Below are 22,457 nucleotides of genomic sequence, written 5' to 3' on the forward strand. Positions count from 1 at the left end.
TTTGATTTAGACGGGGCGAATCGTCGGCGCAATGGCCTTGCGCATCTCGATGAACGTCGTCCGGGCAAAGCCGGGATGCGCTTTCTCGGCGGTTCTGGAAAATCCCCAGGCGGCAAAGACGGTATGATTTTCCGTGAGCTCGATCCGCGTTTCCAGCCGCAAGGCGGGAAGGTCGAGCGATGCGGCCGTTTCCTCGGCAATCGTCAGCAGCCGCTTGCCAATGCCCTTTCCCTGCGCTTCGGGCAGAACGGCGAGTTTGCCGACATAGAGACAATCGGCCTCCGGCCGCAGGAAGAGGCAGCCGATCAGCTTTTCGCCGTCGATGGCGACATGGCCGATCTCGGCCCTGGCCTTTTCGGCCAGTGACTCGGTCGTGAGCTTGAGCGCCGAGGATGGCGGGTCGATCCTGCCGTTCATGGAAGCGAAGGCGGCGAGGATGAGCGCGAGCAGTTCGTCCCAGCGCGTGAAGCTCTGGTCGAGAGGGACGATTGTCATCCGGTCTGCCTCTCCCGCGTGCGGCGTCTTCTGTAGCGGACCGTGTCGAAGCGGGCCGAGAGCGCGTCGTAGAGCAGCAGCCGTCCGACCAGTGGTTCGCCGGTGCCGGTGATGAGCTTGATCGCTTCCATCGCCATCATCGTGCCGATGACGCCGGTCAGCGCGCCGATGATGCCGGCCTCGGCGCAGGCAGGAATGAGCCCCGCCGGCGGCGCTTCCGGAAAGAGGTCACGATAACAAGGGTAGAGTGTTCCGTCCTCGGTACTCTCATAGGGCTTGAGAACCGTCAGCGAACCGTCGAAACGGCCGACGGCGCCGGTGACGAGCGGAATGCGCGCTTCCTCGGCCGCATCGGCGGCGGCATAACGCGTGTCGAAATTGTCGGAGCCGTCGATCAGCAGATCGAAGCCGGAGAGCTGACGGCGGGCGGCCTCCGGGGAAAAGCGTTCCTCGAAGCGGATCAGCCGGACATGCGGATTGAGCCGGGCGATGGCGAAGGCAGCACTCTCCGTCTTCAACTCGCCGATCGTTCCGGAATCATGGATCACCTGGCGCTGCAGGTTGGAGAGCGACACCCGGTCGTCGTCGACGATACCGAGCGTGCCGACGCCGGCTGCGGCCAGATATTGCAGGATCGGCGCGCCGAGGCCGCCGGCGCCGATCACCAGCACGCGGGCGGCTTTCAGTTTCTGCTGGCCGGCGCCCCCGATCTCGGGGAGCAGGATGTGGCGGTGATAACGGGCGATTTCGTCCGGGCTGAGCGGTTCCATGGCACCGATGTTATCATGACGGCCGACGTCGGGAAAAGCTGCCTCGGTCATTCGAACACCCGTCCCTCCGCCACCGTGAAAAACTGCGCCCTGTCGCCCAGCGCCGAAAACATCGAGCGATCCGTTCCGGTCATGAAGGCCTGGCCGCCGAGCCCGTCGATGAGATCGAACAGCGCCGCGCGTCTATTCTCGTCGAGATGCGCTGCGATTTCGTCCAGCAGCAGGATCGGTGCATGGCCGGTGAGATTGCCGACGAGGCGCGCATGCGCAAGCACCAGGCCGACAAGCAATGCTTTCTGCTCGCCGGTGGAACAACGCTCCGCCTCCATCGCCTTTTCGCGGTGATGCACGATGAGATCGGCCCGGTGCGGCCCCTCGAGCGTGCGCCCTGCGCCGGCATCGCGATAGCGGCTCTCTGCCAGCATCGCCGCGTAATCGTCCTCGAGGTCGACCGAGGGGCGCGAAAATTGTCCGTCCATGAAGCCCGAGAGCTGCAGCGATGCCGAAGGGAAGGGCGAAGTCTCCCGCGTTTCTTCGATCAGCCGGGTCAGCAGGCCGAGCATCTCCTGGCGGGCGAGCGCCATGGCGATGCCGAGGCTTGCCATTTGCTCCTCGATGCCGGCGAGCCAGGAGGGATCGAAGCGGCCCTCGTCCAGCAATTTGTTGCGGCTGCGCATGGCGCGCTCGAAATCGCTGGCGCGGCGGCCATGGGCGGGATCGAGCGACAGCACCAGCCGGTCGAGAAAACGGCGCCGGTCGGAAGAGGCGCCGGTAAAGAGGCCGTCCATCGCCGGCGTCAACCAGAGAAGGCGCAGGTGGTCGGTCAACTCGTCGGCAGTCTTTGCCGGGGTGCCGTTGATGCGCAGCCTGCGGGTGGTGGTCTCCTCGCCTGTTTCGATGCCGGTGCCGATCTCGACGTCGCCCTCCATGCCGTCGAGTGCGGCGAAGATCGAAAAGCCGCCGGCCGCGCCGACCCGGGTTATATCGCCATAGGCGGCGCGGCGCAGACCGCGGCCGGGCGAAAGCAGCGAGACGGCCTCCATGAGATTGGTCTTGCCGGCGCCGTTGTCTCCCGTGAGCACGGCGTGTCGACCGTCAAGGGTAAGGGCCGCCGCCGCATAATTGCGGAAGTCGGTCAGCTTCAGACGGGAAAGAGAAACCTTGTGCGGCATTGAATGTCCGGAATCGTGAAGCGTGACAGCTAAGCCTAAGCGGCGTTGATGGCAAGGCTGACAGCTTGACGGCCGTGGATCGCGTGCCCTGGTGGTGTCGCAGCGAGGCTTGGGGGCCACATGGGGATAAGTTCAGGGCGCGAAATACCGCGGGGGCATATTTTCCGGCAGATCCCGTGACCGAGGTCCTGGCGTCCGGCATCCTTCCGATGTAACGGTCAGCATGCCGCCCTCTAATCAGCTAAAAATACAACCTGAGAGAGGATGATCCCATATCGCTGGACCGATACCGTCGACGGTCACGCTCAATGTCGTCAAGCGCCAGATATTCGGGCTTTTGCCGCATTCCCTTGAGGCCACTGACGTAACGTAAGGTCCAAAAAAAGTCGGTTGAAATTTGCAACTGTAGGGTTGAGTTATCCCGTGAAAACGATATGGTAAACGAACCGTTTACGTATCAGAGAGTGATGAAGTGCCAGATCCGGTTGATATTATCGTTGGTCGCAACGTAAGACAGTTTCGCGCTCTTCGCCGTGTTTCCCAGCTCGAGCTTGGCGAAGCACTCGGACTGACTTTCCAGCAGATCCAGAAATACGAAAAGGGGACGAACCGCGTTTCCGCCAGCAAGCTGCATCAGATCGCGGTTTTTCTCGATGTCGATATCTCTGCTCTTTTCGAGGGAGCCGGCATATCGCAATTCGGCAGCCGTATCGAACTCAGCCCCGACGCCTATGCGCTTGCGCTGAGCTACGACAAGCTGAGCTCACCGGCAGGCAAGGAAGCGGTCAAGACCATTGTCACCCTCATGACAGGCGAAGCGGCAGAAACCGCCGTCTGATCCCTGCCGCCGGCTCACCGAAAAGCACGATCTGTTCCGGGCCTGAATTATGTCCGGATAGATATGGCTGTGCAGCGGTTGGGGAACGGCGTGCATCAGGACAGAGACTGGAAGCAGGTCACCTGAATGAGGTTCGATATCGCGTTTTAGTGAATCTCGCATTCGTGCAGCGCCATCAGCAGGTCGTCCTGCGTCTGGTGGCCGGCATGATAGAGGTCGATCGCGATGCTGGCGATCGAAAGGCCCTGCTGGCTGCGAAGCTTGATATTGCGCTCGGCGCACCATGTGTAGATGGCGCCGGCGAGAACGTCGACGTCTTCGGACTGAGAGGAAAAGGCTGGCGCCATGGTCGATACCCTTGGTTTGGTTGTTCCCACTAGAGCATTTCCGTTTTTCTCCGATTCACGGAAATGCTCTATCTTTTTGTTTATTCCCGGCAAAAGCGTTTCACGCTTTGCCTGGCAAAACCGCTGCGCACTTTTGCTGCAATTGCTCTAAAGCACGTCGCGTCGAGCAAAGGATGCTCTATCGCTTCGAACCTGGGCATCGTCTCTTCCGAATATCGCTTCCGGTTTTCGGTGTTGTGCGCTGACGGCAGAGACTGAATTCATTTGGAAAACTTGCAAGCGGCATCATCTGGCTGCGTTAATGCAAGTCGTCTTCCCTCGCGCCGCCGTGTCGTTCTGGAACAGATTTCCCGGCACGAGCGGCGAATGTCGCAAATTGGGACTCGCGCAACAAAAAGCCGGAGACGTTTCCGTCCCCGGCTTTAGAGATAGGCGTGTCGATCGCCGCTCAGCCCTCGAAGAATTCCTTCATCCGGGCAAAGAAGCCCGTCGATTCAGGATTGTTCTCCTTGGAGGAAAGCTGCTCGAATTCCTGAAGCAGTTCGCGCTGGCGCTTGGTGAGCTTCTGCGGTGTCTCGATCTGGATCTGGATGTAGAGGTCGCCCGTCTGTGCCGAACGCAGCACCGGCATGCCCTTGCCCTTGAGGCGGAACTGTTTGCCGGCCTGCGTGCCCTCGGGCACGCTCACGCGCGACTTGGTGCCGTCGAGCGTCGCCACGTCGAAGGTGCCGCCGAGCGCGGCCGTCGTCATCGAGATCGGAACGGCGCAATAGAGATCGGCTCCGTCGCGCTGGTAGAATTCATGCGGTTTGACGGACAGGAAGATATAGAGGTCACCGGCCGGTCCGCCGCGGGCGCCGGCTTCGCCTTCGCCCTGCAGGCGGATGCGCGTACCGTCCTCGATGCCGGCGGGAATGTTGACCGAGAGCGAACGCTCTTCCGTCACCCGGCCCTGGCCATGGCACTTCGGGCAGGGGTCGGGAATGATCTGGCCGCGGCCGTGGCAGGTCGGGCAGGTCCGCTCGATCGAGAAGAAGCCCTGGGCCGCGCGCACGCGTCCCGATCCCTGGCAGGTGCCGCAGTTCTTCGGCTGTGTGCCGGGCTTGGCGCCAGAGCCCGAACAGACGTCGCAGGTGATCGACGTGGGAACGCGGATCTGCGCCGTCTTGCCGGAGAAAGATTCTTCCAGCGTTATTTCCATGTTGTAGCGAAGATCGGCGCCGCGCTCGCGGCCGCCCGACGAGCGCTGGCGCGCGCGCCCTCCACCCATCATCTCGCCGAAGATATCCTCGAAAATGTCGGAGAAGCCGCCGCCGGCAAATCCGCCGCCACCGCCGCCCATGCCGCCCTGCTCGAAGGCCGCATGGCCATAACGGTCATAGGCCGCCCGCTTCTGCGGGTCCTTGAGCATCTCGTAGGCTTCGTTGATTTCCTTGAACTTGCGTTCGGCGTCCTTGTCATCCGGGTTCTTGTCCGGATGGAATTTCATCGCCAGTTTGCGGAAGGCGCTCTTCAGCTCTTTCTCGTCCGCCGTCTTGGCTACACCCAGAGTTTCGTAATAGTCCGCTTTTGCCATTAAGGATTAAACCCCGGAAATGGATTTCCGGCTGCCATGGTGAGCAGCCGGATCAGGTGTTGAAGCATAACCACGCCGTCGCGGATTACGCGGACTTCTTGCGGTCGTCGTCCTTGATTTCCTCGTAGTCGGCATCGACGACATTGTCGCCGCCTTCCGCGGAGGCATCGCCGGCAGCGCCGCCTTCGGCCTGCTGTGCTTCATAGATCGCCTGGCCGAGCTTCATCGACACTTCCATCAGCGTCTGGGTCTTGGCCTTGATGTCGTCGGCATCCGGCTCGGAGGCTTCCGAAGCCGTCTTCAGCGCGGCGATCGCATCCGAGATCGCGGTGCGGTCGGCCTCGGAAACCTTGTCGCCGTAATCCTTCAGCGACTTTTCTGTCGAATGGATCAGGCTTTCGGCCTGGTTCCGGGCTTCGACGGCCTCGCGGCGCTTCTTGTCCTCGGTGGCATGGGCTTCAGCATCCTTGACCATCTTCTCGATGTCGGCGTCGGAAAGGCCGCCGGAAGCCTGGATGCGGATCTGCTGTTCCTTGCCGGTGCCCTTGTCCTTGGCCGAAACCTGCACGATGCCGTTGGCGTCGATGTCGAAGGTGACTTCGATCTGCGGCATGCCGCGCGGCGACGGCGGCAGACCGACGAGGTCGAACTGGCCGAGCAGCTTGTTGTCGGCGGCCATTTCGCGCTCGCCCTGCGAAACGCGGATGGTGACGGCCTGCTGGTTGTCTTCGGCGGTCGAGAAGGTCTGGCTCTTCTTCGTCGGGATCGTCGTGTTGCGTTCGATCAGACGGGTGAAGACACCGCCGAGCGTTTCGATGCCGAGCGACAGCGGCGTCACGTCGAGGAGCAGCACGTCCTTGACGTCGCCCTGCAGAACGCCGGCCTGGATGGCGGCGCCAAGCGCCACGACTTCATCCGGGTTGACGCCCTTGTGCGGCTCCTTGCCGAACAGCTGCTTGACGACTTCCTGGACCTTCGGCATGCGGCTCATACCGCCGACGAGAACCACTTCGTCGATTTCGGCGGCGGTAACGCCGGCATCCTTGAGGGCTGCCTTGCACGGCGCGATGGTGCGCTGGACGAGATCGTCGACCAGGCTTTCGAGCTTGGCGCGGGTCAGCTTCAGCGTCAGATGCTTCGGACCGGAGGCGTCGGCGGTGATGAACGGCAGGTTGATTTCGGTCTGCTGCGAGGACGACAGCTCGATCTTAGCCTTTTCGGCAGCTTCCTTGAGGCGCTGCAGGGCAAGCTTGTCGTTCTTCAGGTCGATGCCGTTGTCCTTCTTGAACTCGGCGACGAGATATTCGACGAGACGCATGTCGAAGTCTTCACCGCCGAGGAAGGTATCGCCGTTGGTGGACTTCACTTCGAAGACGCCGTCGCCGATCTCAAGGATCGAAATATCGAAGGTGCCGCCGCCAAGGTCGTAGACAGCGATGGTCTTGCCGTCCTTCTTGTCGAGGCCGTAGGCGAGGGCTGCAGCGGTCGGCTCGTTGATGATGCGCAGGACTTCAAGACCGGCGATGCGGCCGGCATCCTTGGTTGCCTGGCGCTGCGCGTCGTTGAAGTAGGCGGGAACGGTGATGACGGCCTTTTCGACCTTTTCGCCGAGATAGGATTCGGCGGTTTCCTTCATCTTCTGAAGGATCATCGCGGAAATCTGTGCGGGCGAATAGCCCTTGCCATTGGCTTCGACCCAGGCATCGCCATTGTCGCCCTTGACGATGGTGAAGGGAACGAGGTGCTTGTCCTTCTCGACGGTCGGATCTTCGTAGCGGCGGCCGATCAGGCGCTTGACCGCAAAGAGCGTGTTCGTCGGGTTGGTGACTGCCTGGCGCTTGGCCGGCTGGCCGACGAGGCGTTCGCCATCATCGGAAAATGCCACCATGGAAGGGGTCGTGCGTGCACCTTCCGCATTCTCGATAACCTTGGCGTCCTTGCCGTCCATGACTGCGACGCAGGAATTTGTCGTTCCAAGGTCGATACCAATTACTTTTGCCATGTCATTCTCTCCTTGAAGCAAGCTGTCGGAACCCCGAGAAGGCATTTCCCTGACAGCCCCTTACGGGATGGGTCTACTTAAGATTACGCAATCGTGATTGCGGTGATGCGGCGTATATAAGGAGCGGTTTTCTGGACTGCAAGGCGAGAAATGGCCCGGAATCCGGCAAAACGAATGTGTTGCATTCAATTTTGACAGTCGCCGGGAAAGAGCTTGCCTCATGTCCGCAAAGCGGTCGATATCTAGAGCATCGGCCTTGCGCCGGGCATGCAGCAAAGGATCTCACTGGCCCATGATCAGATCGAGCAGCGTCGTGCGCCGCGGTTGCACGGAAGAGGTCGTCTGCGGCCCGCCGACATCGCCCGGCGGCACCATGCCCTCATAGCCGGAACCGCCGCCTTCGGCAATGTCCGCAGGCGGAACCGGGCCGTTGCCGGAGGGCGCCGCCGGCTGCCGGGCAGGCGCTTGCGGATAGCGGTTTGCATTGTCGTTGCCGCCGAAGACGCCGGAAATGATGCCGCCGATCGTCGACGGCGGCGCCTCCGCCGTCATCGGTTGCCCGCCGCCCGACTGTGCACTACCCCCTTGTCCATCACCGGGGGCCGTCTGTGCCATCGGCTGACCACTGTTCGGATCGGCAGTCAACTGGCCGTTGCCGAAGAGCGGCGCCGGCGAAAGACCTTTGTGGGCGGCGATCATGAATTCCTTCCAGGCCTTTGCGGGCAAGCCGCCGCCGGTCACCTTCTTCATCGGCTTGCCGTCGTCATTGCCGAACCAGACGCCGGTGGTGAGGTTGCTGGTGAAGCCGACGAAGAGCGCGTCGCGCGAATTCTGCGTCGTGCCGGTCTTTCCGGCGGCCTGCCAGCCGGGGATCTTGGCGCTCTTGCCGGTGCCGTTGTCTATGACGCCCATCATCATTGCATCCATCTCGGCGACGATCTGCTCGGAGAGCACGCGCGGCGGGCTGTCATAGGTATTTTCGTACAGAACCTTGCCCTCGGCGGTCGTCACCCGGCGGATGACGTGCGGCGTCGCCTTGTAGCCGCCGTTCATGAAGGCGGCATAGGAGGCAGTGAGTTCCATCAGCGACACTTCGGACGTGCCGAGCGCGATCGAGGCGTTCGGCTGCAGTTCGCTTTCGATGCCGAGCCGGTGGGCAAGCTTGATCACCTGATCCGGCCCGTCATACATCACCAGTTGGGCGGCCACCGTGTTCAGCGACTTGGCAAGGGCGGTCGCCAGCGTCACTTCGCCATTGTATTTCTTCTCATAATTTTCCGGTGTCCAGTCGCCGATCCGGATCGGCGCGTCGTTGAACACCGAGTAGGGCGTCAGCCCTTTCTCGAGTGCGGCGGCATAGACGAAGGGCTTGAACGAGGAACCCGGCTGGCGCTTCGCCTTGACGGCGCGGTTGAACTGGCTCGTCGCATAGTCCCTGCCGCCGACCAGCGCCCGGATCGCGCCGGTGCCGTCGATCGAGACGAGGGCCGCCTGCGAGGCGTCGAGCTTGCCGCCCTCCTTGTCGAGCACGTCGACCAGCGATTGCTCGGCCTTCTTTTCCAGCGATTTGTCGATCGTCGTATCGACGATGACGTCTTCCTTGACGTCGCCTATCAGGCCCGGCAGCTCGTCCATCACCATGTCGGCGACATAGTGCCCGGCGCCCGACCAGTAACTCTTGGCCGAAGCCGGGGTCTGCGACATCGCGGTCTTGACTTCGGAATCGGTGATGAAGCCCTGTTCGCGCATTGCCGCGAGCACAAGCTGCGCGCGTGCATTCGCCGCTTCCGCATCGCGGGCTGGCGAAAGCCGCGACGGCGCCTTGAGCAGGCCGGCCAGCACCGCGGCCTCGCCGAGGTTCACGTCACGCGCCGATTTGTTGAAATAGCGGCGCGAGGCCGCCTCCACGCCATAGGCGTTCGATCCGAAGAACACCCGGTTGAGATACATCGCAAGGATCTGGTCCTTGGTGTATTTCTGCTCCAGCCAGAGCGAGAGCAGCACCTCCTGCACCTTGCGTTCCAGCGTCCTCTCAGGGGAGAGGAAGAGGTTCTTGGCAAGCTGTTGTGTCAGTGTCGAGCCACCCTGCACCATGTGGCCGGCCGTGAAGTTGGTCACTACAGCCCGGCCGAGGCCGAGCGGATCGACGCCGAAATGCGAATAGAAACGCCGATCCTCGATGGCGATGACGGCTTCCGGAATATAGGGCGACATGTTTTCGAGCGACAGCGCCTCGCCGCCGGTGGCGCCGCGATTGGCGATGACGCTGCCGTCGACGGCGGTGATCTTGACGTTCGGCGGCCGTTCCGGGATCGCCCATGTGCTGGCGCTCGGCATGCGCGAGCCATAATAAACCACCAGCCCGGCAACGCCGATGCCGGCCCAGATGAAAAGCACGACGCACCAGTAGATCACGCGGCGCATGAAACCGAAAAGGCCGCCGCCGTCACGCTCCCGCGGCTCGCGCCGCCGCCGGGGGGCGGCACGCTGCGGCGGCGGTTTTGAACCGCCGCGGCGCTGGGATCGGCTGCCGGCGATGCGATCGTCGGCATCGAGCGAAAATTCGTCATCGTCGCGTGCCGGGCGGCCGCTGAAGGACGGTTCTATTCTGTCGCCTGATCTGCCTCTGCCTGCCATCGCGGACCGGTCATACCCCATGTTCGATCGCGAAGCTTGGCTTCGCACAACGGTGCACTTGCGGGCGCCGTGATCATCCGACTGAACTGTAAATGCGGCGATTTAACGGGGTGTTAATAATGGAAATCAAAGCAGATCGCGCAGGTAAAGCGCGTCGCGTCAAACCGCATTGATACGGTGCGCCGTAAGTCCCAAACCGCCACAGATTTCTCTGCGACATGCATTGGCCTTCAAAACTGCCGGGCCTCGTAATCGTCGAGCGTTTCCGGGTCCTGCTTATATTCCCACTCGCCCAGATGAAAGCGGCGCCAGATCTGGCCGGAAGGATTGAGCTTCGCCCCATCGGTAAGGCGGACAGGCAGGAGTGGGTTGTGTTTATGCCAAACGGTAACATCTGTGGCGGCTGCCCGGGGGGCGAAAAGCCCCAGGAAAGCCAGGTAGTCTTGCGTCATCAGGGTCCAGCCTCGAACGGATTACGATCAATCCGCAACGCCACGAAATTGCAATAAACAACCCCGCAACACAAGAGCATCACGATACCCTCACATCAAATTGTCGTCGGCCTCTTGCGCGCATCCATGCCAATTTTCATGACTGTCGCAAATCTGACATAGCGCGCGCCGATTTGCGCTCGCCGGCGAGGCGGGCAGACGCACACAGGCGTCATATCTGCGCAGGCGGTAACGGTCGATTCGACAAAATTGAATGAAGCCGGCCTTGGAGAAATCCGGGGATGGAGGAAAGCCGGCTGAGGATGGCTCGTGGCCGTGAGGCGGAAATGCACACGCTGCTTTCGGCGTTGCGTTGAACATCTTCCGTCTGGTCGGTGGAACCAATAGGCTCGGCGATTGTTTAGGGAGAAGCGGGACAACCCCTCACGTCCCGCGCATGATCGGCCGTCTCCCCTCAACACGCGCCGATCGACATCAGGCCCGGTGCATCCCTCATGGGAGCGCCGGGCTTTTTCTTGGATGGTTGCCTTGGCTGGCAAACCTCGAGAGAGGACGGCGCTGCCGCCCCTTCTGTTTCATTGGTCGCAGGAGGGATCGCCGGGGCGGCAATCAAAATCCCTACGGCCCGGTCTGCGATCATCGCCCCTCCGGTCGGCTCCTTGCCGGTCGTACCTTTGCCGATCGTCTCGTTGCCGATCGTCCCTTTGATTGACGCCGCGCCGATCCCGGTCACCATCACGCCAATCTCGGTCGCGATCCCGCTCGCGCCAGTTCCGGTCGCGATCCCGGTTATCCCGCTCGCGATTTAGGTTATCCCGGTCGCGATCTACGTTATCCCGATCCCGATCCCGATCCCGATCCCGGTTGTCGCGGTCGCGGTAATAATAGTCCGGACCGCGGCTCCAGCGGTCACGCTCGCGATAGAAATCGCGGTTGCGGTAATAGCGGTCCCAATAATTATCGACGCTGAAGCGGATAACCGGAATGCCGAGCGGACGGTAATATTGCGGACCGACATAGATGCGGCGTTGCTGGTAGAGGGCCTGCACGTACTGGCCGGAGACCCAGCCGCGGCCGCCGTAGAACTCGACGTCGCACCAGTTGACGTCGGAAAGGCATCCGCGGATCTCGACCGAGGAACCGGCCGGTATGACTGCGACGGCAGGATATCGGGTGCTCGGACCCGCACGCATGTTGACGTTCGCCGTCGAGTAGCCCTCGGCAGCCTGCGCTATGGCGGGCGCCAGCATGAACAGGCCGGCCGCTGCGATTTTAACAAAGAGATTTTTCACGCTTCTCAGTCCTCGTTGGCACGTTTTTCAGGCAGCAATTGGCCGTGTTTCCGTGGCATGTGCCCTTGAAACAAAAGATAGAGCGATCGCCCGCAGCTGTTAGGGCGCTATCATTCATCTTATCTTTCAATGGCTTATATGTCGTCCGCGATGAACGTAGCTTGAACGGCAAATCCGCGGCGCCTGAAGCTGCAACCAATGTTTCCGACTGGAGTTGGTGCCGTTAACGCCCCGTTAACCTTTCGCGGGCAGTCTCATTGCAATACCGCTTTCTCCTTGACCACGGATGAACTGGCACTGAGATGAGCGGACGACGAAAGGCCGGTTCGAACCGGCCTTTTTGTTGTCGCGATTTTCGCATGGCGCATCCTGAAGGCGCGCCTTTCCCTCTCAGGCGGCGAGCGCCTGCAGGATCCGTACCCAGGAGCGGATGCCCTTGTGGTAGGAGACAAGCTCGTATTTCTCGTTCGGCGAATGGATGCGGTCGTCACTGAGGCCGAAGCCGACCAGCAGCGATTCCATGCCGAGCATCTTCTGGAAGTCCCCCACGATCGGGATCGACCCGCCCATGCCGATGACGATGGCGGGTTTCGGCCATTCGTCGGACAGCGCGTTCTTCGCCTTGGTCAGAACCGGCGAATCATAGGAAAGGTGGATCGCCGGCGAGCCCCCATGCGGATGGAACTCGACCGAGCAATCGGCGGGAATCTTCGTGCTGATATAGCTACGGAAAGCCCTGCGGATGGCGTCTGGATCCTGCGTGCCGACAAGCCGGAACGAAACCTTGGCCGAAGCCTTGGCGGCGATCACCGTCTTGAAGCCTTCGCCGGTATATCCGCCCCAGATGCCGTTGATTTCGGCGGTCGGCCGCGCCCAGGTGAGTTCCAGCACCGAACGGCCCTTTTCGCCGGACGGAATGGAAAGGCCGACTTCGCCGAGGAAGCTCTCCGCGGTCCTGCCGAGCGTCTCCCAGGACGCCTTGATATTGTCGGGTGTTTCCTCGACGCCGTCATAGAAGCCGTCGAGCGTGATGCGGCCTGTCACGTCATGCAGGCCGGCAAGAGCCTCGACGAGAATATGGATCGGATTGGCCGCAGCGCCTCCGAACAGACCGGAATGCAGGTCGCGGTCGGCGGCCGTCACGATCACTTCCTCGCCGACGAGGCCACGCAATGCGGCGGCGATTGCCGGCGTGTCGCGGTCCCACATGCCGGTATCGCAGACGAGCGCATAATCGGCCTTGAGCTCGGCGGCATTGGCTTCGAGGAAGGGCTTCAGGGATGGCGAGCCGGATTCTTCCTCGCCCTCGAAGAGAATGGTGATGCGGCAGGGAAGCGCGCCGTTGATCTCCTTATAGGCGCGGCAGGCCTCGACGAAGGTCATCAACTGGCCTTTGTCGTCCGAGGTGCCGCGGCCGGTCAAAATCTTGCGACCCTCGCCGAGATCCTTGATCGACGGCTGGAACGGATCGTTTTCCCAGAGCTCGATCGGATCGACCGGCTGGACGTCGTAATGGCCGTAAAAGAGAACATGCGGTGCATCGGAAGCAGCGCCGGCATGGTGGGCGACCACCATCGGATGGCCAGGCGTGTCGCGCACCGAGGCCGTAAAGCCGAGCCCTTCAAGATAAGCGACGAGCCATTCCGCCGCCTTTCGGCATTCGGCCTTATAGGCGGGATCAGTGGAAATCGACTGGATGCGCAGAAGTTCGAATAGCTTGTCGAGGCTCGATGGAAGGTTCTGGTCCGCGCGCGCAAGCACCTGATTGATATCGGTCATTTTCGACTCCTTTTGAAATTCGGCCGGACGATAGACCAAACCAGAAAGGCAGGCGAGGCGGAAAAACAAAAAATCGGCGGCGCGAAAGACCGGCGGGGCATGGATCAATATCAGGAAGATTTACTGAATAATATAGAAGAGAATACTAATTCAATTTACGGTTATTTAGCATAACCTAAATAACCTGATCGAATTCAGCTGTGGGAGGGGCAGATGTTTTCGGTCATCGCATGTATTCGGGACAATCACGATTGGCGGCTGGTGCTTGCGGCGGCAGCGGTCTGTCTGGTCGGCGCGATGGCGGCGATGCTGCCGCTTTCCCGCGCCCAGGAATGCGATGCCGGGCGGCGCAAACTCTGGATTGGCGCCTCGGCATTTGCTTTCGGCACCGGCGTATGGGCAACGCACTTCATTGCGATGCTGGCTTATGACGGCGGCATGCCGATCGGCTACCAGCTGGGCCTGACGGCGCTTTCCTTCCTCTTGTCGGTTGCCGGTTCGTGGGCGGCGATCCTCGTCGCTTCGGAAAGCCGCGGCAGGCTTTCTCGCGTGCGCGGCGGCGTTCTGATGGCGCTCGGCATCGCCTCCATGCACCTGACCGGCATGCAGGCGATCGAAACGCCGGCGGTAATCGTTTATGATCCCTTCATGACGCTGACTGCGGTTCTCGCAGGAGCGCTGTTGTCGAGCGCCGCCTTCCACGCTTTTTTCGAATTGAAGGGATCGAGGCGGCTCCTCGCCTCGTCCATCACTTTCGTCCTCGCGATCTGCGCTCTCCATTTCATCTCGATGGCCAGCATCACCCTCGTACCGGATCCCGGCAAAGAGGTTCCGGCAACGGTGCTCGACGCCAGCCTGCTCGCCGCGATCGTCGTGGCGGCGGCGACGACGCTCATTCTGATTGCGCTCGCGGTGGTCTTTATCGAAAGCCACCTGACGGATCTGAGGGGGCTCGCGAATGCCTCGCAGGAAGGACTGCTGATCCTGCGGGAAGGCCGGATCATCGATGCCAATGAACGCTTTCAGGGGCTTTCCGGCTGGAAGCTTGCCGATCTTGCCGGCAAGGCGCCCTCGGCTGTTTTGACCGCTATTCAGGGGACTGGGCAGAACAAGCCAGGCGAAACGCTGCTCAACACCAGGAACGGCAAGGAGATTGCCGTCGAAGTGACCGCGAGCAGGATTGTTTATCGCGGACACAATTGCGAGGTGCTGGCGGTGCGCGATCTCACCGAGCGCAGGCAGGCCGAGGAGATGATCGAGCATCTCGCCCACCACGACGTGCTCACCGATCTGCCGAACAGGTCATTGTTCGATACCCGCATCCGGCAGGCGTTGCAGATGGCCGAACGAAAGAACAGCGAGGTTGCCCTCTTCTATCTCGACCTCGATCGCTTCAAAGCCGTCAACGATATCTTCGGTCATGCCGAAGGCGACCGCATTCTCGGCAAGGTCGCCTCGATCCTGCGCCGCGTGGCCGATGAGAGCGATACGATCGCCCGCCTCGGCGGCGATGAATTCGCCATCCTTCAGCCCGCCGGACAGCAGCCGGCAGCGGCGCAAAAGCTTGCGGCGGCGATACTCGACGAATTCGCCGCCGAGATGGACACGGCGCGTGACCCCACAGCCGTTGGTGTCAGCGTCGGCATCGCACTCTATCCGGCGGACGGCGCTGCTGCTGAAGAACTCTGCAACAATGCCGATATTGCACTTTACCGCGCCAAGCATGACGGTCGCGGCAAGGTCTGTTTCTTCGACGCGGAAATGGATAAGGCGGCACGGAACCGCCGCCAGATCGAAAGCGAACTGCGCCATGCGATCATCCGCAACCAGATCCATGTCAGCTATCAGCCGATCCTCGATGCGCTGAGCGGCGAGATTGGCGGCTATGAGGCCCTGATGCGCTGGAACCGGCCAGGTCACGGCTTGACCGAGCCCGATATCTTCATCCCGATCGCCGAGGAAAGCGGCTCGATCGTCCAACTCGGTGAATGGGTGTTGCAGCAGGCCTGCAGGGAGGCCGTGCGCTGGCCGCTGCCGTTGATGATCGCCGTCAATCTCTCGCCGGTGCAATTCATGCTGCCGAACCTCTGTGAGCGGATCGAGGCGATCCTCGCCGAAACCGGGCTTGCACCCAGCCGGCTGGAGCTCGAGATCACCGAGGCGGCCCTCATGCGCGATCGCGACCGGGTGATGACGATGTTGCTGCGGCTGCACAAGCTCGGCGTGCACATCGTCATGGATGATTTCGGCACCGGTTTTTCCTCGCTTTCCAACCTGCGTTCATTCCCTTTCGACAAGATCAAGGTCGACCGCAGTTTCACCGGCCTGTTGGAACATGATGCGGCGGCGCGCTCGATCGTGCGCGCCATCATTGGTCTTGGCCACAGCCTCGGCATGCCGGTGGTGACGGAGGGCGTGGAAACCGAAATGCAGCGCCGGATCGTCGTCGAGGAAGGCTGCGCGCAAGTACAGGGCCTTTTGCTTGGCAAGCCGGATATCGAACCGAGCGTCAAGCTTGCCGCCCACGAAAACGTCCTGACCGCGCAGATTGAAACCGGCGTGTTCTCGTTACGACACGCACACAGTGCTGGCGAATGAGCTTCTTCACAGCGCCTTGGCGTTTTCCAGAAGCCGGCGGATATATTCGAGCGTCAGCTCGCGCTCGAAGACCCGAAAACCTTTAAACAGCGCAAGGTCGGCCTCCCGCGCGATCTCGATCGCCTCGGCCTCCATGGCGCGGGCCTTCGGCGTCAGGAAGAGCAGTTGCGCCCGCCTGTCGGAGGGATGTGGACGGCGTTCGATCAATCCGTCGCGGACCATGCGCGAAAGCGTATTGGCCATGGTCGCCTGCTCGATATCGACCCGCTCGAGAAGCTGTTTCTGGGTCAGCCCGTCTTCGGCCCAGAGTTCCAGCAGAATGGGGAATTGGCCCGGAGAAAAACCCAGACCGACCGCGCGCTGGTGCAGCGAGCGGGCAAAACCCTTCGCCAGTTGGCTGGCAAGGTAGGCTCCCGAATCCATGCGGTTAAATCCCATGATTGCAAGTTAGGCTCAAAACCATGCTGGAGACAATGCAGCAAATCGCAGGCGATGCTTCATAAGATGCAAGCCGCGACGATAATTTCGAGTGGCTGGAAAAAACAAAAGTCGCCATGGCCTGGAGGTTGGCCATGGCGACTTTAAAGTGGGGACAAAGGCCCGGAGAGGGGGATAAGGCCTTTGTCCAAGCCTGACGCGGCGGGGGACAAGCCGGTAATCAGACCCGCGGCGCGATCAAGCGCCGGTGACATGGATTTGTGGCTGCGAATGTGGTTTTTCAAGGGAGAGCGATCGTTACAAATCGGTAACAGTTTGGTGAGCAGGAATAGACGGCGCTGCGCACGCTGAATCCTTTTTGCGCGCCGAACTTTATATGGACCTCGTCCAATGCCCGCGCTATCCATGCACGCATGAAAAAAGGCGATCACCTCTTCCTAATCGATGGTTCCGGATTCATCTTCCGGGCGTTTCATGCATTGCCACCGCTGACCCGCAAGACGGACGGCTTGCCGATCGGCGCCGTGTCCGGTTTCTGCAACATGCTGTGGAAGCTCTTGAGGGATGCACGCAATACCGATGTCGGCGTGACGCCGACACATCTTGCCGTCATCTTCGATTATTCTGCCAAGACGTTTCGCAAGGATCTCTACGACGCCTACAAGGCGAACCGCTCCGCCCCGCCGGAAGAGCTCATCCCGCAATTCGGCCTCATAAGAGAGGCGACCCGCGCCTTCAATCTGCCCTGCATCGAGACCCAAGGTTTTGAGGCCGACGACATCATCGCCACCTACGCCCGCCAGGCCGAGGCAGCAGGCGCCGATGTCACCATCGTCTCCTCCGACAAGGATCTGATGCAGCTCGTCAGCCCCAATGTCCATATGTATGACAGCATGAAGGACAAGCAGATCGGCATTCCCGATGTCATCGAAAAATGGGGCGTGCCGCCTGAAAAGATGATCGACCTGCAGGCGATGACCGGTGATTCGGTCGACAATGTCCCCGGCATTCCCGGCATCGGCCCGAAAACCGCCGCCCAGCTCCTCGAGGAATACGGCGATCTCGACACGCTGCTCGAGCGCGCCACCGAGATCAAGCAGGTCAAGCGCCGCGAGACGATCCTCGCCAATATCGACATGGCCAAGCTCTCGCGCGACCTCGTGCGGTTGCGCACCGACGTGCCGCTGGATCTCGATCTCGACGCGCTGGTGCTCGAGCCGCAGAATGGCCCGAAGCTGATCGGCTTCCTCAAGACGATGGAATTCACCACCCTGACGCGCCGGGTCGCCGAAGCCTGCGATTGCGATGCCAGCAGCATCGAACCGGCGGTCGTCCACATCGAATGGGGCGAGGCGGCCCACGGCCCCGATCTCAGTGCGGCGGAACCCGAACCCGTTGCCGGCGGGATCCCCGAAGTCTCGGGCGAATCCGTGCCGGTGCCGCCGCGCGCCAAGGCGAAGGCTGTCGTCGAAGGCGCCTTTTCGCCCGCCGATCTTGCCAAGGCGCGGGCTGAGGCCTTTGCGACGCTGCCCTTCGATCATACGGCCTATGTGACGATCCGCGACCTGGCGACGCTCGACCGGTGGATCGCCGATGCGCGCGCGACCGGCCTCGTTGCTTTCGATACCGAGACGACCTCGCTCGATGCGATGCAGGCCGAGATCGTCGGCTTCTCGATGGCGATCGCCGACAATACGGCCGATCCCACCGGCACGAAGATCCGCGCCGCCTATGTGCCGCTCGTCCACAAGAACGGCGTCGGCGATCTGCTCGGCGGCGGCCTTGCCGAAAACCAGATCCCCATGCGCGATGCCCTGCCGCGGCTGAAGGCTTTGCTGGAGGACGAATCGGTTCTCAAGGTCGCCCAGAACCTGAAATACGATTACCTGCTGATGAAGCGCTACGGCATCGAGACCCGGAGTTTCGATGATACGATGCTGATCTCCTACGTGCTCGACGCCGGCACCGGCGCGCATGGCATGGATCCGCTCTCGGAAAAATTCCTCGGCCATACTCCGATCCCCTACAAGGACGTGGCCGGCAGCGGCAAGGCGAACGTCACCTTCGATCTGGTCGCCATCGACCGCGCCACCCATTATGCCGCCGAAGATGCCGACGTGACGCTGCGCCTCTGGCTGGTGCTGAAGCCCCGGCTGGCGGCGGCAGGGCTGACCAGCGTCTATGAGCGGCTGGAGCGACCGCTATTGCCGGTGCTGGCGCGCATGGAAGCGCGCGGCATCACCGTCGACCGGCAGATCCTGTCGCGCCTGTCCGGCGAGCTGGCCCAGGGGGCCGCGCGCCTCGAGGACGAGATCTACGTGCTGGCCGGCGAGCGTTTCAATATCGGCTCGCCGAAGCAGCTGGGCGACATCCTGTTCGGCAAGATGGGCCTTGCCGGCGGCAGCAAGACGAAAACCGGCCAATGGTCCACCTCCGCCCAGGTGCTCGAAGATCTGGCTGCCGCCGGTTTCGAGCTGCCGCGCAAGATCGTCGACTGGCGCCAGCTCACCAAGCTGAAATCGACCTACACCGACGCGCTCCCCGGCTATGTCCACCCTGAGACCAAGCGGGTGCATACCTCCTATTCGCTGGCATCGACGACGACGGGGCGCTTGTCGTCCTCTGAGCCGAACCTGCAGAACATTCCCGTGCGCACCGCCGAAGGCCGGAAGATCCGCACCGCCTTCATCTCGACGCCCGGCCACAAGCTGATCTCTGCCGACTACAGCCAGATCGAGCTGCGCGTGCTTGCCCATGTGGCCGAAATCCCGCAGCTGACCAAAGCCTTCGAGGACGGCGTCGACATCCACGCCATGACGGCGTCGGAAATGTTCGGCGTGCCGGTCGAAGGCATGCCGGGCGAGGTCCGTCGTCGCGCCAAGGCGATCAATTTCGGCATCATCTACGGCATCTCGGCCTTCGGCCTTGCCAATCAGCTTTCGATCGAGCGTTCGGAAGCCGGCGACTACATCAAGAAATATTTCGAGCGTTTCCCCGGCATCCGCGACTATATGGAAAGCCGAAAGGCCATGGCGCGCGACAAGGGTTATGTCGAGACGATCTTCGGCCGCCGCATCAACTATCCGGAAATCCGCTCGTCCAATCCGTCCGTGCGCGCCTTCAACGAGCGTGCGGCGATCAACGCGCCGATCCAGGGCTCGGCTGCCGACGTCATCCGCCGGGCGATGATCAGGATGGAGCCGGCGCTTGCCGAAGTCGGCCTTGGCGATCGCGTCCGCATGCTGCTGCAGGTGCATGACGAACTCATCTTCGAGGTCGAGGATGACGATGTCGAAAAGGCGATGCCGGTCATCGTCTCGGTCATGGAAAACGCCACCATGCCGGCGCTCGAAATGCGCGTGCCGCTGAGGGTCGATGCGCGCGCCGCCACCAATTGGGACGAGGCGCACTAATGCATGTCGCCCAAAAGTGCGCGGCGGTTTTGGGACAACGACATGCATCAAACAAAGACCCGAAGCACGTCGCATCAATCAGATTCGACGCGACGCGCTTAGCCACCTCTTCAAAATTGGCAAAGATTTTTCCGCTTAGCGCAAGCCATTGAAAGTGCAGCAATTTGCCACCAGGAGCCGTGTCGGAACGGTACGGAAGGAAGGAACTTATTAACCTTCCTTTTCTATCCCGGTAGGGTCGTAATTTGCCAAGCATGAGTGAGTAGCGGACGCATGCGTTTTCCCAGAACCAATTTGACGGACGCCGGGGACTTTTCCAGCGGGATTGAAACTGAGCTTCCGGAGGAAAATCCAGGAGAAAAGCCGGCAGCGCCCATTTGGCAGAGCAATTTTTCCCTCGCGCCGAATGTTCGTTTCACCCGCACGCCGGAAACGCTGATCAGCAAACGGCGCGCGCCGAATGAGCCCGGTCGCGATGATTCGCAGCTTGCACAGCAGGCGATACGGATAGAGCCGGTTGCCGTCGACGTGCCGTTCGATATCTATCTGCCGGAGCCGGAGGAAATTTCCACGGCACCCGACATGGTCGAACTGCAGCAGGCACCGTTGCCTGATGAGGTCCGCGCGCCTGCCTTCCGCGCCACCGCTGAGCTTTCCTCCATTTCGGATTTCGCCTTCTGGGAAGTCATGGCCTTCGAAGAGGCCGAGCCGGTTCGCGCCCCCCCCGTGATCTCGTTCCCGAAGGCTGAGGCCACGCCCGAATCGATCACTTCGCTGTTCAAGATCATGGAATGGCGCCCCGGCCGGCCGGCTGTCGCTCCCGTGCCCTCCCGCCCGGTCTCGCCGCCCGCTGCGATGTCCGCAAAGGTCGCCGTGCGTCCTCCGGCCGCCCCATCCCTGGAAAAGCCGAGGCGCATTATTGTCGAGGCGCCGGTCGTGCAGGCTCAGATTGCACCCGCACCCCAGGTCACGCCAGCCCCTCAAATTGCATCAGCCCCTCCGGCAGCGCCCGCGCCGCAGCGTACGCCGCCTGTGGCTGCGGTTCTACCGTCGCCGCGTCTGGCCGTGAGGCCCGAAAGGGTCGACGCATCCGGCTACGAATTCCCGCCGCGCGCCCTGCTGCAGGAACCGCCGGAACGCCTCGGCGAGATCATGTCGCAGGAGACGCTGGAGCAGAATGCCGGGCTCTTGGAAAGCGTGCTGGAAGATTTCGGCATCAAGGGCGAGATCATCCATGTCCGTCCCGGCCCCGTCGTCACCCTCTATGAATTCGAGCCGGCGCCAGGCGTGAAGTCGTCGCGCGTCATCGGACTGGCCGACGATATCGCCCGCTCGATGTCGGCGCTCTCGGCCCGTGTCGCCGTCGTCCCCGGACGCAACGTCATCGGCATCGAATTGCCGAATGTGACACGTGAAACCGTTTATTTCCGCGAGATGATCGAAAGCCAGGATTTCGAGAAGAGCGGTTACAAGCTGGCGCTCGGCCTCGGCAAGACGATCGGCGGCGAGCCGGTGATTGCCGAGCTCGCCAAGATGCCGCATCTGCTTGTTGCCGGCACCACCGGCTCGGGCAAGTCGGTCGCCATCAACACGATGATCCTGTCGCTGCTCTATCGCATGACGCCGGAACAGTGCCGCCTGATCATGGTCGACCCGAAGATGCTCGAACTCTCCGTCTATGACGGCATCCCGCATCTGCTGACGCCCGTCGTCACCGATCCGAAGAAGGCGGTGATGGCGCTGAAATGGGCCGTGCGCGAAATGGAGGAGCGCTACCGCAAGATGTCGCGCCTCGGCGTGCGCAATATCGACGGTTACAACGACCGCGTGGCGCAGGCCCGCGAAAAGGGCGAGACCATCCACGTCATGGTCCAGGTCGGCTTCGACAAGGGCACCGGTGCTCCGATCGAGGAAAGCCAGGCGCTGGACCTGACGCCGATGCCCTATATCGTCGTCATCGTCGACGAAATGGCTGACCTGATGATGGTCGCCGGCAAGGACATCGAAGGCGCGATCCAGCGCCTCGCCCAGATGGCCCGCGCCGCCGGCATCCATCTGATCATGGCCACACAGCGCCCATCGGTCGATGTCATCACCGGCACGATCAAGGCAAACTTCCCGACCCGCATTTCCTTCCAGGTGACCTCGAAGATCGACAGCCGCACCATCCTCGGCGAACAGGGCGCCGAACAACTGCTCGGTCAGGGCGATATGCTGCACATGCAGGGCGGCGGGCGCATTTCCCGCGTCCACGGTCCCTTCGTTTCGGATTTGGAGGTCGAAAAGGTCGTCGCCCATCTGAAAACACAGGGGCGCCCCGAATATCTCGACACCGTCACCGCCGACGAGGAGGACGAGACGGAAGAGGAGGAAGCCGGCGCCGTTTTCGACAAGAGCGCCATGGCCTCCGAGGATGGCAACGAACTCTACGAGCAGGCGGTCAAGGTCGTCATGCGCGACAAGAAATGCTCCACCTCCTACATCCAGCGCCGCCTCGGCATCGGTTATAACCGCGCCGCCTCATTGGTGGAACGCATGGAAAAGGAAGGCCTCGTCGGCCCGGCCAACCACGTCGGCAAGCGCGAGATCGTTTCTGGGCGGGGCGACGGGGATTGATCGGCAGGAGCCGCGCCATCGCGGCTCAGCGT

15 protein-coding genes are annotated in these 22,457 nt (G+C 61.7%); 4 read left to right on the forward strand and 11 right to left on the reverse strand.

Annotated features, from left to right (window positions below):
- Positions 1-6 precede the first annotated feature (6 nt).
- From FHT69_RS30825 to recF, 3 genes are read right to left on the reverse strand one after another with little or no spacing between them, the layout of a single operon-like run.
- A complete protein-coding gene (locus tag FHT69_RS30825; RefSeq protein ID WP_028755677.1) occupies positions 7-495 on the reverse strand; it encodes a GNAT family N-acetyltransferase in 489 nt (162 codons plus the stop codon).
- Positions 492-1,316: a molybdopterin-synthase adenylyltransferase MoeB gene (locus FHT69_RS30830; RefSeq protein WP_132573923.1), complete on the reverse strand. Its 825-nt coding sequence runs from the start codon at positions 1,314-1,316 to the stop codon at positions 492-494. The genes FHT69_RS30825 and FHT69_RS30830 overlap by 4 nt, the downstream gene beginning before the upstream one ends.
- Positions 1,313-2,437 carry a DNA replication/repair protein RecF gene (gene recF / locus FHT69_RS30835; RefSeq protein WP_028755679.1) on the reverse strand — a complete coding sequence of 375 codons (1,125 nt, stop codon included), beginning with the start codon at positions 2,435-2,437 and terminating at the stop codon, positions 1,313-1,315. Before recF ends, FHT69_RS30830 begins: the two co-directional genes overlap by 4 nt.
- A 472-nt stretch (positions 2,438-2,909) precedes the next feature.
- On the opposite strand from recF, the gene FHT69_RS30840 reads away from it, so the two are divergent.
- Positions 2,910-3,275 carry a helix-turn-helix domain-containing protein gene (locus FHT69_RS30840; protein WP_028755680.1) on the forward strand — a complete coding sequence of 122 codons (366 nt, stop codon included), beginning with the start codon at positions 2,910-2,912 and terminating at the stop codon, positions 3,273-3,275.
- A 146-nt stretch (positions 3,276-3,421) separates the two neighbouring features.
- Here the strand turns inward: FHT69_RS30840 and FHT69_RS30845 are convergent, their stop codons facing one another.
- The 7 genes from FHT69_RS30845 to FHT69_RS30875 all read right to left on the reverse strand — a co-directional run bounded on the left by FHT69_RS30845 (position 3,422) and on the right by FHT69_RS30875 (position 13,360).
- On the reverse strand, positions 3,422-3,622 hold the full coding sequence (locus tag FHT69_RS30845; protein ID WP_003544370.1) for a hypothetical protein: 201 nt from the start codon (positions 3,620-3,622) through the stop codon (positions 3,422-3,424).
- A 448-nt stretch (positions 3,623-4,070) separates the two neighbouring features.
- Complete coding sequence (gene dnaJ, locus FHT69_RS30850; protein WP_028755681.1) at positions 4,071-5,198, reverse strand: molecular chaperone DnaJ; 1,128 nt, start codon at positions 5,196-5,198, stop codon at positions 4,071-4,073.
- 85 nt (positions 5,199-5,283) lie between these two features.
- A complete protein-coding gene (dnaK, locus tag FHT69_RS30855) occupies positions 5,284-7,200 on the reverse strand; it encodes a molecular chaperone DnaK (protein ID WP_028755682.1) in 1,917 nt (638 codons plus the stop codon).
- 282 nt (positions 7,201-7,482) lie between these two features.
- The gene (locus tag FHT69_RS30860) at positions 7,483-9,837 is read right to left on the reverse strand and encodes a transglycosylase domain-containing protein (RefSeq protein ID WP_097544474.1); all 2,355 of its coding nucleotides are present in this window, start codon (positions 9,835-9,837) and stop codon (positions 7,483-7,485) included.
- Positions 9,838-10,067: 230 nt separating this feature from the next.
- Positions 10,068-10,289, reverse strand: a complete 222-nt coding sequence (locus FHT69_RS30865) for a hypothetical protein (RefSeq protein WP_028755684.1) — start codon at positions 10,287-10,289, stop codon at positions 10,068-10,070.
- Between the two features lie 575 nt (positions 10,290-10,864).
- Positions 10,865-11,581 carry an SH3 domain-containing protein gene (locus tag FHT69_RS30870; protein ID WP_183906391.1) on the reverse strand — a complete coding sequence of 239 codons (717 nt, stop codon included), beginning with the start codon at positions 11,579-11,581 and terminating at the stop codon, positions 10,865-10,867.
- 390 nt (positions 11,582-11,971) lie between these two features.
- Positions 11,972-13,360: a M20/M25/M40 family metallo-hydrolase gene (locus tag FHT69_RS30875; RefSeq protein WP_028755686.1), complete on the reverse strand. Its 1,389-nt coding sequence runs from the start codon at positions 13,358-13,360 to the stop codon at positions 11,972-11,974.
- Positions 13,361-13,573: 213 nt separating this feature from the next.
- Here FHT69_RS30875 and FHT69_RS30880 point away from each other — a divergent pair, with 213 nt between their 5' ends.
- The gene (locus FHT69_RS30880; RefSeq protein WP_183906392.1) at positions 13,574-15,958 is read left to right on the forward strand and encodes an EAL domain-containing protein; all 2,385 of its coding nucleotides are present in this window, start codon (positions 13,574-13,576) and stop codon (positions 15,956-15,958) included.
- A gap of 6 nt (positions 15,959-15,964) precedes the next feature.
- Here FHT69_RS30880 and FHT69_RS30885 read toward each other — a convergent pair whose 3' ends face one another.
- Positions 15,965-16,381: a MarR family winged helix-turn-helix transcriptional regulator gene (locus FHT69_RS30885; RefSeq protein ID WP_028755688.1), complete on the reverse strand. Its 417-nt coding sequence runs from the start codon at positions 16,379-16,381 to the stop codon at positions 15,965-15,967.
- 428 nt (positions 16,382-16,809) lie between these two features.
- Between FHT69_RS30885 and polA the strand changes: the two genes are divergently transcribed.
- Together polA and FHT69_RS30895 are read left to right on the forward strand one after the other, a co-directional pair.
- Positions 16,810-19,809 carry a DNA polymerase I gene (gene polA, locus FHT69_RS30890; protein WP_183906393.1) on the forward strand — a complete coding sequence of 1,000 codons (3,000 nt, stop codon included), beginning with the start codon at positions 16,810-16,812 and terminating at the stop codon, positions 19,807-19,809.
- A gap of 273 nt (positions 19,810-20,082) precedes the next feature.
- On the forward strand, positions 20,083-22,425 hold the full coding sequence (locus tag FHT69_RS30895) for a DNA translocase FtsK (protein ID WP_028755690.1): 2,343 nt from the start codon (positions 20,083-20,085) through the stop codon (positions 22,423-22,425).
- The last annotated feature ends 32 nt before the right edge of the window (positions 22,426-22,457 follow it).

It is taken from the genome of Rhizobium sp. BK008, assembly GCF_014197345.1.
Lineage (GTDB): Bacteria > Pseudomonadota > Alphaproteobacteria > Rhizobiales > Rhizobiaceae > Rhizobium > Rhizobium anhuiense.

What these genes read in the sequence shown, in the direction of transcription:
- FHT69_RS30830 (WP_132573923.1), bottom strand. Translation starts at nt 1,316, where the DNA reads ATGACCGAGGCAGCTTTTCCCGACGTCGGCCGTCATGATAACATCGGT.
- dnaK (WP_028755682.1), bottom strand. Translation starts at nt 7,200, where the DNA reads ATGGCAAAAGTAATTGGTATCGACCTTGGAACGACAAATTCCTGCGTC.
- FHT69_RS30875 (WP_028755686.1), bottom strand. Translation starts at nt 13,360, where the DNA reads ATGACCGATATCAATCAGGTGCTTGCGCGCGCGGACCAGAACCTTCCA.
- FHT69_RS30880 (WP_183906392.1), top strand. Translation starts at nt 13,574, where the DNA reads ATGTTTTCGGTCATCGCATGTATTCGGGACAATCACGATTGGCGGCTG.
- FHT69_RS30825 (WP_028755677.1), bottom strand. Translation starts at nt 495, where the DNA reads ATGACAATCGTCCCTCTCGACCAGAGCTTCACGCGCTGGGACGAACTG.
- FHT69_RS30860 (WP_097544474.1), bottom strand. Translation starts at nt 9,837, where the DNA reads ATGGCAGGCAGAGGCAGATCAGGCGACAGAATAGAACCGTCCTTCAGC.
- recF (WP_028755679.1), bottom strand. Translation starts at nt 2,437, where the DNA reads ATGCCGCACAAGGTTTCTCTTTCCCGTCTGAAGCTGACCGACTTCCGC.
- FHT69_RS30865 (WP_028755684.1), bottom strand. Translation starts at nt 10,289, where the DNA reads ATGACGCAAGACTACCTGGCTTTCCTGGGGCTTTTCGCCCCCCGGGCA.
- dnaJ (WP_028755681.1), bottom strand. Translation starts at nt 5,198, where the DNA reads ATGGCAAAAGCGGACTATTACGAAACTCTGGGTGTAGCCAAGACGGCG.
- FHT69_RS30885 (WP_028755688.1), bottom strand. Translation starts at nt 16,381, where the DNA reads ATGGATTCGGGAGCCTACCTTGCCAGCCAACTGGCGAAGGGTTTTGCC.
- FHT69_RS30895 (WP_028755690.1), top strand. Translation starts at nt 20,083, where the DNA reads ATGCGTTTTCCCAGAACCAATTTGACGGACGCCGGGGACTTTTCCAGC.
- FHT69_RS30845 (WP_003544370.1), bottom strand. Translation starts at nt 3,622, where the DNA reads ATGGCGCCAGCCTTTTCCTCTCAGTCCGAAGACGTCGACGTTCTCGCC.
- polA (WP_183906393.1), top strand. Translation starts at nt 16,810, where the DNA reads ATGAAAAAAGGCGATCACCTCTTCCTAATCGATGGTTCCGGATTCATC.